Origin of the sequence: Nocardioides lianchengensis (assembly GCF_900101465.1) — a bacterium.
GTDB classification, from domain to species: domain Bacteria; phylum Actinomycetota; class Actinomycetes; order Propionibacteriales; family Nocardioidaceae; genus Nocardioides; species Nocardioides lianchengensis.
In genome coordinates this window covers 19,176-29,736 of sequence record NZ_FMZM01000009.1, presented here as the reverse complement: position 1 = coordinate 29,736, position 10,561 = coordinate 19,176, and the positions used below count along the sequence as shown (strand labels likewise).

The 10,561-nt window shown below is 74.3% G+C and carries 9 protein-coding genes; 4 read left to right on the top strand and 5 right to left on the bottom strand.

What is annotated here, in order from left to right:
* Positions 1 to 298 precede the first annotated feature (298 nt).
* The 4 genes from BLT76_RS16485 (at position 299) to BLT76_RS16470 (ending at position 5,312) form a co-directional block, all read left to right on the top strand.
* Positions 299 to 1,177: a hypothetical protein gene (locus BLT76_RS16485; RefSeq protein WP_090858546.1), complete on the top strand. Its 879-nt coding sequence runs from the start codon at positions 299 to 301 to the stop codon at positions 1,175 to 1,177.
* A gap of 20 nt (positions 1,178 to 1,197) precedes the next feature.
* A complete protein-coding gene (locus tag BLT76_RS16480; protein WP_170867100.1) occupies positions 1,198 to 2,832 on the top strand; it encodes a DUF4082 domain-containing protein in 1,635 nt (544 codons plus the stop codon).
* Positions 2,833 to 2,897: 65 nt separating this feature from the next.
* Complete coding sequence (locus tag BLT76_RS16475; protein WP_090858541.1) at positions 2,898 to 4,238, top strand: glycosyltransferase family 4 protein; 1,341 nt, start codon at positions 2,898 to 2,900, stop codon at positions 4,236 to 4,238.
* Between the two features lie 30 nt (positions 4,239 to 4,268).
* The gene (locus BLT76_RS16470) at positions 4,269 to 5,312 is read left to right on the top strand and encodes an LCP family protein (RefSeq protein WP_090858538.1); all 1,044 of its coding nucleotides are present in this window, start codon (positions 4,269 to 4,271) and stop codon (positions 5,310 to 5,312) included.
* 101 nt (positions 5,313 to 5,413) lie between these two features.
* On the opposite strand, the gene BLT76_RS16465 is transcribed toward BLT76_RS16470, so the two are convergent.
* From BLT76_RS16465 to BLT76_RS16445, 5 genes are all read right to left on the bottom strand, one after another.
* Positions 5,414 to 5,779, bottom strand: coding sequence for a hypothetical protein (locus BLT76_RS16465; protein WP_090858536.1), 366 nt, complete (start codon positions 5,777 to 5,779; stop codon positions 5,414 to 5,416).
* A 170-nt stretch (positions 5,780 to 5,949) separates the two neighbouring features.
* Positions 5,950 to 6,966 carry a PD40 domain-containing protein gene (locus tag BLT76_RS25775; protein ID WP_090858533.1) on the bottom strand — a complete coding sequence of 339 codons (1,017 nt, stop codon included), beginning with the start codon at positions 6,964 to 6,966 and terminating at the stop codon, positions 5,950 to 5,952.
* The gene (locus BLT76_RS16455; protein ID WP_090858530.1) at positions 6,963 to 8,204 is read right to left on the bottom strand and encodes an MFS transporter; all 1,242 of its coding nucleotides are present in this window, start codon (positions 8,202 to 8,204) and stop codon (positions 6,963 to 6,965) included. Before BLT76_RS16455 ends, BLT76_RS25775 begins: the two co-directional genes overlap by 4 nt.
* 164 nt (positions 8,205 to 8,368) lie before the next feature.
* The gene (locus tag BLT76_RS16450; RefSeq protein WP_244509441.1) at positions 8,369 to 9,085 is read right to left on the bottom strand and encodes a response regulator transcription factor; all 717 of its coding nucleotides are present in this window, start codon (positions 9,083 to 9,085) and stop codon (positions 8,369 to 8,371) included.
* Positions 9,082 to 10,506, bottom strand: coding sequence for a sensor histidine kinase (locus tag BLT76_RS16445; protein WP_090858527.1), 1,425 nt, complete (start codon positions 10,504 to 10,506; stop codon positions 9,082 to 9,084). Before BLT76_RS16445 ends, BLT76_RS16450 begins: the two co-directional genes overlap by 4 nt.
* Positions 10,507 to 10,561 lie beyond the last annotated feature (55 nt).

The following is a 10,561-nucleotide window of genomic DNA, read 5'->3' as shown; positions in this document are numbered from 1 at the left end:
ACGAGGGACGGGGTGGTGTTCGTTGGTCGAGTAGCGAGCGCCAGCGAGCGTATCGAGACCGCGCTGCGCGGTCTCTGGATACGGCGCTTCGTTCCTCAGCGGTTACTCGACCGACGAGGGAGCGCATCACCCATTTGAGGGAGAGTCGGGATTCCTGACCTCCTGCCGTGGCTACGGTCCGCGACGAGGGAGGGGACCTGCGAGGTCCTCGTCCACGTGCCGTCCGGCGCGTGGGATCATCGACGGACCACAGCTCCGTGCGCGCGCGTCCCTTCAGCGCGCCTCGGGCAGGAGTGTTATGCAGATCTCGACCCGACTCGTCGCGCTCGTCGCCGGCGTCGTCCTGGCAGCCCTGCTGCCAGCCGGCGCGTCGGCGGCGGTGCCCGCCGACCGCCGCGAGACCCCCAGGATCGCCGGCGCGGCCACCACCGGGGTCCCGGCCGCACAGCGGCTGCGCCCCTACCGCGGACCGTGCACGATCACCCGTGACGGCACCCGCATCGTCGGCCGGACGGTCGGCTGCGACCTCCGCATCCGCGCCCGGGGCGTCCGGATCAGCCGGTCCTACGTCGCCGGCACCATCGCCACCTCCGGCCGCGGCTCGTTCCGCCTCGTTCGTTCGACCGTCGACGCCTCGCCCGGCTCGTCCCGGATGGTCACCGTGGTGGGGGAGAGCCGGTTCCGGGTGGTCCGCTCGGAGATCCGTGGCGGCAACCGCAGCATCAACTGCTGGGACCGCTGCCTGGTCCGGCACAGCTGGGTGCACGGTCAGGACACCGACGCGACCGGACGCACCCACGAGTCCGGCATCCGGATGGGCACCCGCGGCCGGTTCATCGGCAACCGGATCGCTTGCGACGCCCCGAACGTCGCCCCCGACGCCGGCTGCTCCGCCCCGCTCACCGGGTACGGCGACTACGGCCCGGTCCGGGACAACCTGGTCCAGGGCAACCTCTTCGTGGCCACGACCGGCGGCACCTGCGCGTACGGCGGCTCCTCGGGCGGCAAGCCCTACTCCGGCCACGCACGGGGGATCCGGTTCATCGACAACCGCTTCGAGCGCGGCTCGACGCGCCGCTGCGGCTACTGGGAGCCGGTGATGGACTTCGACCGGTCCGCCCCGGGCAACGTCTTCACCGGGAACCGGTGGATCGGCGGCGGGCGGGTGCGGCCATGAGTGGCACCCACCGAGCCCCCATGCCGGCCCGCCCCCCGGTCCGCCGGTGGCGGCCGGCCCTCGTGGCGGCGCTCGCGACCACCCTGGTCGTCTCCGCCACCGTCACGGCCTACGCGGCCGTGTCCAAGATCCGGCCCTCCCGCCCGGCCGCCGCCGTGGCCGACGCCTACGGGATCTTCCCGGCCGACCTGGTCCCGGACTCGGCCGTCGACAGCGACACCGCGGCCGCCACCCTCGGCGTGAGCTTCTCGACGAGCACGCCAGGCGTGGTCACCGCCGTCGAGGTCTACCGCGGCCGCGGCGGCGCGGTCCCCGAGGACGGGACCCTCTGGTCGCCGACGGGCGCCCCGCTCGCGTCGGCCGAGTTCACCGGGACCCGCCGTACCGGCTGGGTCACGGCGACGCTGTCCGAGCCGGTCCGGCTGGAGCCCGGGCAGCGCTACGTCGCGTCGTACGACGCCCCGCGGGGCCGGTACGCCGGCGACAACGGGAGGCTGGACGCCGACGACCCGGTCGTTAATCGAGCCCTGACCGCCTGGCGCGGCGTCTACACACGGGCGACCGGGTCCGTGCCGACCCTGACCTACCGCGACACGAACTACTACGTCGACGTGCTGTTCGTGCCCGACGGGTCCGGGACGCCCGGCACGCCGGACCCGACCGACCCGACGGACGGGCCCACCGGCGACCCGACCGACGACCCGTCGGACGAGCCGACCGAGGAGCCCACCGACGACCCGACGGAGCCCACGGACGAGCCGTCCGAGGACCCGACGGACGACCCGACGAAGGAGCCCACCGACGACCCGACCCCGACGCCCACCCCGACGCCCACTCCGACGCCCACTCCGACGCCGACGACCACGCCGACGCCCCCGGCGGGCGGGTTCCCGGACGCGGCCAGCACCGGCGTACCGGCCGGCACCGCGCTCACGTCGTACACCGGTCCGTGCACGATCACCCAGGCCGGCACGGTCATCGACGCGAAGACGGTGGGCTGCGACCTGGAGATCCGCGCCGCCGGCGTGGAGATCCGCCGTTCGGTGATCAACGGGACGGTCGGCAACGACGAGAACACCGGCGGTCGGTCGTTCACCATCACCGACAGCGAGGTCCGGGTCGGCGACGGGCCGGGCACCGGCATCGGCTCGCGCGACTTCGTGGCCACCCGGGTCGAGGTCACCGGTGGCAACCGGTCGGTCAACTGCTGGATGAGCTGCACCATCCGCGACTCCTACGTGCACGGGCAGTTCACCGACGAGACCGGGACGTACCACGAGTCCGGCATCCGGATGGGCTCCGGCTCGACGATCACCGGCAACACGATCGCGTGCGACGCGCCCGACGTGCCGCCGGACGCGGGGTGCTCCGCCGGCCTCACCGGGTACGGCGACTTCGCCGCGGTCCGCGACGTCCTGGTCCAGGGCAACCTGTTCCTGCCCAGCACCGGCGGCACCTGCGCGTACGGCGGTTCGTCGGGCGGCAAGCCGTTCTCCGCCCTCACCGTGCGCGTCCGGTTCCTCGACAACGTGTTCGTCAAGGGCCGGACCGGCAAGTGCGGGGCCTACGCCCCGGTGCTCGACTTCGACCGCTCCGCGCTCGGCAACGAGTGGAGCGGCAACGTCTGGCAGGACGGCGGCGCGGTCACCCCCTGACCAGTATTGGGGAAAGCCGGTCCCGGTCGTCCTGACCGGGGCCGGCGGGCTCGCAGGGTGCAGGCATGAGGAAAGCGGCCAGCGCCCCCCACGTCCTGATCGTCGTGCAGAACCTGCCGGTCCCGCTGGACCGACGGGTCTGGCTGGAGTGCCGGGCGCTGCGCGAGGCGGGGTACGCCGTCAGCGTCATCTGCCCGAAGGGGCCGGGTGACCCCTCGCGGGAGACCCTCGACGGGGTCCGCGTGCACAAGTACCGGCCCGCCCCGGAGGCCTCCGGAGCGCTGGGCTACCTGGTCGAGTTCGTCTACAGCTGGGTCCGCACCGCGCTGCTGTCGGTGCGGGTCTGGCGCGAGCAGCCCTTCCAGCTCCTCCAGGCCTGCAACCCGCCGGACACCTACTGGGCGCTGGCCCGGCTCTGGAAGTGGCGCGGCGTCCGGTTCGTCTACGACCAGCACGACCTGAACCCCGAGCTGTTCCTGTCCCGCTTCGGCGAGCCGACCGGCCTCGGCGGGCGGGCCCAGCTCGGCCTGCTGCGCTGGCTGGAGCGGCGGACCTACCGCACGGCCGACCACGTCATCTCGACCAACGGCTCCTACCAGCGGGTGGCGATCGAGCGCGGGCACCTCGCGCCGGAGCAGGTCACGGTCGTGCGCAGCGGGCCGGACACCCGGGTGATGCGCCCGATCCTGCCGGCGGCCTCGGTGCCGCCGCCGCGGCACCAGCTCGCCTACCTCGGGGTGATGGGCCCCCAGGACAACGTCGAGGTCGTCCTGGAGGTGGTCCACGAGCTGGTCCACGTCCGCGGTCGCGACGACGTGGAGGCGGTGCTGATGGGCTTCGGCGACTGCTTCGACGACCTGGTCCGCCGCAGCCACGAGCTGGGCCTCGACGACGTCGTCACCTTCACCGGCCGGGTCGGCCTCCCCGAGATCGCCACCCGGCTGAGCGCGGCCGCCGTGGGCCTGTGCCCCGACCGCAAGACGCCGCTCAACGACGTGTCCACGATGAACAAGACCATGGAGTACATGGCCTACGCGCTGCCGTCGGTCGCGTTCGACCTCGTCGAGACCCGGGTCTCCGGCGCCGAGACCTGCCTGTACGTCGAGTCCGGTGACCTCACCGGGTTCGCCGACGCGGTGGAGCGGCTCCTGGACGACTCTGGGCTTCGCTGCCACCTGGCGCGGGCCGCGCGGACCCGGGCCAGCGAGGTGCTGGACTGGCGCCCGCAGGCCGCGGCGTACGTCGGGGTCTACGACCGGCTGACCGGCCGCGACCGGCAGGACGTCCCGCGCGAGACGGTCGCGGCGTCGTACGTCGACGTCGAGAGCGACGAGGAGCTGCGCCGCTTCGTCCTCGCCCGGGGACCGGTCGCCCCGGCCCGCCACGACCACGCCCTCGGCGCCTGACCGCCTCGGGCCGACGGGACGAGGCCGAGGATGTCCCCCGTCGAGCGCGAGGACCGGCGCCGGGACCGGCGCGCGCTGCTGGGGCTGCTGGTCTGCACCGCGCTGGTCACGGCCCTGGTCGCCGGCACCGTGGTGTGGGCGCAGTCCAAGATCCCCCGTGTCCGCCACACCGAGCCCGCCTTCGCGGGCCTCACTGACCGCCCCGCCCGGGTGCCCGGCCCCGCCGGAGGCGCCCTCAACCTCCTGCTGCTCGGCACCGACCGTCGTTCGGACGTGCCGACCACCGGGGAGGGTGCCCGGGCGGCGGCGTGGGAGCCGGGCGAGCAGCGCACCGACACGATGATGCTGGTGCACGTCGCCGCCGACCGACGCTCGGTCCAGGTGGTGTCGCTGCCCCGCGACTCCTGGGTCCGGGTGCCCGGGCACGGGCGCGCGAAGATCAACGCGGCGTACTCCCTCGGCGGCCTGCCGCGCGCGGTCGAGACGGTCGAGACGCTCACGGGGGTCCGGCTGGACCACGTCGCCGTCGTCGACTGGTCCGGCTTCCGGGCCCTCGCCGACCTGGCCGGCGGCGTCCGGGTCCGGGTGCCGGAGACGGTCGTCGACAGCATCCGCGACACGACCTGGACCGCCGGCGAGCACCTGCTCAGCGGCGACGAGGCCCTCGCGTACGTCGGCCAGCGCTACGGCCTGCCCGGCGGCGACCTGGACCGGGTCCGCCGCCAGCAGGCGGTGCTGCGGGCCCTGCTCACCGACAGCCTGCACGCCGAGATGCGCAAGGACCCCGAGCAGTCGGCCCACTTCGTGACGGAGGTGCTGCGGCACGTCGCCGTCGACGAGACCTGGTCCCTCACCGGGATCCTGGGCTTCTGCGCCTCCCTGCGCGACCTCCGCACCGCCGACGTCCGGTTCCTGACGGCACCGGTCGCCGGTCTCGGCCGTGAGGGCGCGCAGTCCGTGGTGCACCTCGACCGACCCCTCGGCCGGGAGCTGTGGGCCGCCGTGCGCGACGACGTCGCCGCGACCTGGCTGGACCGGCACCCCGATCTCGAGACGGGCGACGTGGTGCGCTGAGCCCCCACCCCCGGTGGTTGAGCAGGGACGAAGTCCCGTCTCGAAACCCGGTGAGGGGTACGTCGGCCTCCGTGGGGCCCGATCGCGGCTCCGCGATCTGACTACCCCGTCCAGACCGGAGGCGGTCCGATCTCGCGGAGCTTGGCATAGCGCTCGAAGAACCGGAGGTACACGTCGCGCAGGTAGTCCACACGCTCGGCGTTCGAGCGCTTCGCACGCAGGTGCCGCAGGGGGATGTACATGTTCAGCCCGTCCTTCGTCCGGCGGAACCCGATCGCGTCGCGGTTCTCGTCGAAGTGCATGAAGTAGAAGGTGTCCGCACTCGTCAGGTCGTCCCGGATCCCCTGGTGCCAGTAGCGCCAGCTGGACTGGTCGCACAGCTGGTCCCACGCCTTGCGAAGACCGGCGTCGAGCATCTCGGCCTCGGCCATGCCCCGGTTGTCGAACTGCATCGAGACGTGGGCCACGCCGTGACGGCTCCGGTATGTACCGATTCCCATGCCCACGCCCTTCCTCCCGCTGACGCGACCGCCTGTGCCGTGGGTCAGCATCGCGGAGCCCACGAGACGTGGGTCCCGTCATGATCGCAACTCCGAGGTCTCGTGTCCGGGGAAGCACGACGACCGGGCCCGGCGGCCTACCGCACGACCCCCGGCGACCAGGCCTGCTCGACGAGCAGCTCCGGCTCCGCATCGGGGTCGGTGTCCAGCGACCACACGTCGCTGACGCCGGGCTCGTCGGGGCGCGGGACGCCGTACAGGACGGTGTCGTCGTCGAGCCACGCGAGCTGGTCGTCGACGTTGCGCTCCTCGCCGCTCAGGACGGTGCGCTCGCCGGTGGCCAGGTCGAGGACGGCCGGGGTCCAGCGGCGTCCGCTGCCGCGGCCGTCGGCCTGCTTGAAGGCGATCCGCGTGCCGTCGGGGGAGAGGGAGGGGCACTCGACGTCGTCGGCGACGGTCTCCAGGGTGCGCTCGACGAGGTCGCCGCGGACCAGGTAGGTCCGCCCGCGGGTGCCGACGGTGGCGTAGAAGATGCGGTCGTCGTCCGCGAAGGTCACCCCCCACACGTTCCGGTCCCGCGGGGCCGCAGGCTCGCCGTCGATCTCCAGCGCGAACTCCTCCAGGTTCCCGTACGACGCCCCGCCGACCCGTCGGACCTCGGTCGCGGTCGAGAAGCCGCGGGTCAGGTAGGAGTGGCCGCTGACGAACGCGGTCGTCGCGACCAGCGACCCGTCGGGCGACAGTCGGGTCCGGCTCGGCAGGCCGGGCAGCGGCGCGGACCCGGTCTCCTCCCAGTCCGCGTCCAGCACCAGCGCGTCGTACGACGTGACGACGCCGCGGCCGGTCCGCAGACAGCTGCGGGTCGTCGCGGTGGCGTCGACCCGGTCGCAGACCACGCCGGTGAAGCTGCGCGGGCCGGACGGGTCGGCGAGGGGGACGGTGGCGACGACGCCGTACTCCTGGTCGACGCCGGTGTGCCGGAAGACCAGCACCGGCCCCTCGGCGGCCGCGGGGGAGGTCGCCACGGGGACGCTCGGCGGGGAGCTGATGCGCTCCTGGGTGTCCGCGCGCTCCTGCAGGACGTACGCCGTGCTGCCGCCGGCCAGGGCGAGGCACAGGGCCGCGAAGGCGGCGGGGCGGGTCCGGCGGCTCATCGCGACGCCGGGGCGAGCAGGCGGAGCGCGGCCGGGACCAGCAGGACCAGCCCGGCGGCCACCCCGAGCAGGGCGACCGTCGGGCCGACCACCAGCCACAGCACGCCGAAGCCGACCGCGGAGAGCAGGCGGGCGACGGCGACGACGGTCTGGGCGAGCGCGATCCCGCTCGCGCGGGCCCGGACCGGCACGGCCTGGCCGGCGACCGCCGCCAGGACCCCGTCGGTGGCGGCGTAGAAGAGGCCGAGCAGCAGCACCGTCGCGACCGTGCCGACGGCCACCGAGCGGGTCGCCAGCAGGGTCGCACCGGCGTAGGCGGCGGCGAGCGCGAGGTGGCCGACGACCAGCACCCGGGCCCGCCCGCAGCGGTCGGCCAGCCGGCCCACCGGGAGCGCGAGGAGGAGGTACGCCGCGCTGGTGCCGACGTACAGGACGGGGAACCAGTGCGCCGCGAAGCCGCCGGACTCCAGCAGCACCAGGTAGACGAACCCGTCGCCGACGGTCAGCAGCCCGAGCGCGCCGGCGACCACGCTGACCCGCAGCAGCTCGGGCGAGCGGAGGTCGCGCCAGCGCACCCGGGGCGGGGCGGGACCGGCGGGCACGGGCACGGCGCCGGCACCGGCCGGGACGAAGAGCACGAGCAGCGCCAGGCCGGCCACCGCGAAGGCGATCGACAGCACCATCACCGAGCGGTAGCCGCCGGGCACGAGCCACAGCACCACGAAGGCGAGCACCGGTCCCAGGAAGGCGCCGACGGCGTCGAGGGCGCGGTGCACCCCGAAGGCCCGGCCGAGGTGCTCGGGGTCGGCGTCGGCGGCGATCATCGCGTCGCGCGGGGAGGTGCGGATGCCCTTGCCGACCCGGTCCGCCGTCACCACCGCGGACACCGCGCCCAGGCCGGACACCAGGGGCAGGAGCACCCGGCTGACCGCGGACACGCCGTACCCCGAGGCGGCGACCCACTTGGGGCGACCGGTGCGGTCGGAGACCCAGCCGGCACCGAGCCGGACCAGCGCGCTCACGCCCTGGTACAGACCCTCGACCACGCCGTACGCCGCGGGGGAGAGGCCGACGACCACGGACAGGTAGAGCGGCAGGATCGCCGCCACCGACTCCGACGAGACGTCGGTCAGCAGGCTCACGCAGCCGAGGAGGACGACGGTCCGGCCGACCGGTCGGCGTCGGGTCGCGTCGGGGACGGAGGGGGCGTCCGGGCGCTCCCGCAGCGAGAGGTACACGGCGGCTCAACCGCCGATCGGATGGACGACGGGGACCCGGCCTGCCCTCCCGTCCGGCCGGACGGGCCGGGTCCCACGCCGTGGACTCACCCCACCGTCTCCCGGACGGGCCCGGGGCGGGCGAGGATCGCTTTCCCCGATTTCGATGACCAGGTCCATCGGGGTCAGGACGTCGGGCGGCCGGCTGACGCCCGCAGGTCGGTCGGCGGCTGCCACTCCAGGCTGAACGCCATCCCGACGGCGGCCAGCTGCGAGCTCACCTGCAGCTTCGCGAGGATCGACTTGACCTGCGTGCGCACGGTGGCCTCCGAGACGACGCTCAACCGGGCGATGTCGCGGACGGGCCGGCCGGCCATCAGGTGACCGAGCACCTCCCGCTCGCGGGCGGTGAGCTCCTCGATCCGACGCCGTCGTTCCTGCCGCTCCTGGCGCTCGTGGTGCCACAGGGCCAGCAGCTCCTCGCGCTCCTGGACGTCCATGACCGGGAGCCCGTGGTTGATCCGCCGGACGACGGCCAGGATCTCCTGGAGCGGCTGGGCCTTCGAGAGCGTCTTGCGCGCGCCGTAGCGGATGCACTCGCCCCAGCGGGCCCGCTCGAGCGAGGCGGTGACGACCACGACGTTGGCGCCCATCCGGGCGATCGGGTTGATCAGGCTGGCCCCGTCGCCGAACGAGCCCAGGTCGAGGTCCAGGAGCACGATGCGGGGCCGCAGCCGGGCGATCGAGCCCAGCAGCTGCGCGGAGCCGCTGGCCGAGGTCGGGACCGGCAGGCGGCGGACGTCGTACCCCTCGATCGACATGGCGATCTCGAGCGACTCGGCGAAGAGCGCGTGGTCCTCGATCAGGACGGTGCGGGAGCCGTTCGGCCCGGCGCGGTTCACGACCGGACCAGCGCGGGTGACGGCAGGCGGACGAGGAAGGTGGTGCCGGCGGCCGTGGGCAGCAGGCTGAGAGAGCCGCCGCTGTGCTCCAGGCGGCGCTGGGCGACGTGCAGCCCGATGCCCTGCCCGGCCGAGTCCGGCCCGCGCCGGCCCCACTCGAAGAGGTGCTCCTGCAGGTCCGGCGAGACGCCGGCGCCGTCGTCGGACACCGCGATCTCGACCGTGCCGTCCCCGGCCGTGCGGACGTCGAGTCGTACGGCGGCGCGCGGGGCGTGCTTGCGGGCGTTGTCGAGCAGGATGCTGACCGCCTCGGCCACGTCGTCCGCCTCCGCCTGCGCGCGCAGTCCGCTGGGCGCCCAGGTCACCGGGTGCCCGGCGGCCTCGTGCGCGACCACCAGGGGCTCCAGCGTCTCGTCGAGGTCGACCGACTCGCGGGCCGCCTCGGGGAGCTGCTGCTGGCGGGTCAGCAGGCGGGCGAGGCGGGCGGACTCGTGGTCCAGCATCTGCTCGAGTCGGATCCGGTGCGGCACGGTGATCTCCCGTCGTTGGTTGATCAGGTGCGAGGCGGAGGCGATGCCCGCCACGCTGTTGGTGACCTCGTGCAGCCGGGCGCGCTGCTCGTGGAGGTCGCGCTCGGCCGTCGCGAGCTGCCGGGTCACCTGCCGGAGCTCGTCGAGCTGGGTCCGGATGGTCCGCCGCAGCCCGCCGAGGGAGGCCCGGAGGAGGAGCACGGTGCCGCAGAGGCCGGCGGCGAGCACGGCGAGGTCGACCGGGTAGGAGCCGGTGGGCCGGCTGGCCAGCACCTGGTAGGCGGAGAAGAGCACGACCGTGAGGACCAGCTGCCGGGCCCCCACCGTCAGCCGGCGCGTGCGGGCGACCCGCAGCACCAGGGAGGCGGTGAGGGCAGCGGCCACGGCCTGGGCGGCCAGGGCCGCGTCGGGCGGGATGTCCGGGGCCGGCACGCGTCCGAGCAGGGCCGGATGCCCGACCGTCAGCGTGACTGCGACCAGCAGCCCGGCCGTCCGGTCGAAGGACCAGCGGCGCGACCGGGTCAGCGCGACCAGGAGGACGACCAGCGTCAGGTCGGCGACCAGGGTCCAGGTCTCGTGCCCGAGCAGCACGGACCCGCCGGACGTGCCGTGCACCGCGGCGACGCTGAGGCACCGGGCACCCAGGATCACCGCACCCAGGCAGAGCCAGCCGACGACGTCGTCGCCCGTCAGCCGGTACTGCACGTAGATCACCGCGGCGGCCAGCAGCGCCAGCAGGGCGATCGTCATGTGGCCCGTCGTCACGGCCTGGCTCCCCGAGCGACCGGCGCCGGCCCAGCCCACGAGGGCCGGGGGCGTGGCGGTCAGCCCGAGGGCGAGGGTGTAGCCCCGCCAGGTCCAGGCGTCGGCGGGATTGCGCAACTTGCTCATCGTGTCCCCTGCAGATCGTCCGAGTCCCGATGCCTCGTGGTGTCGTACCTGCGGT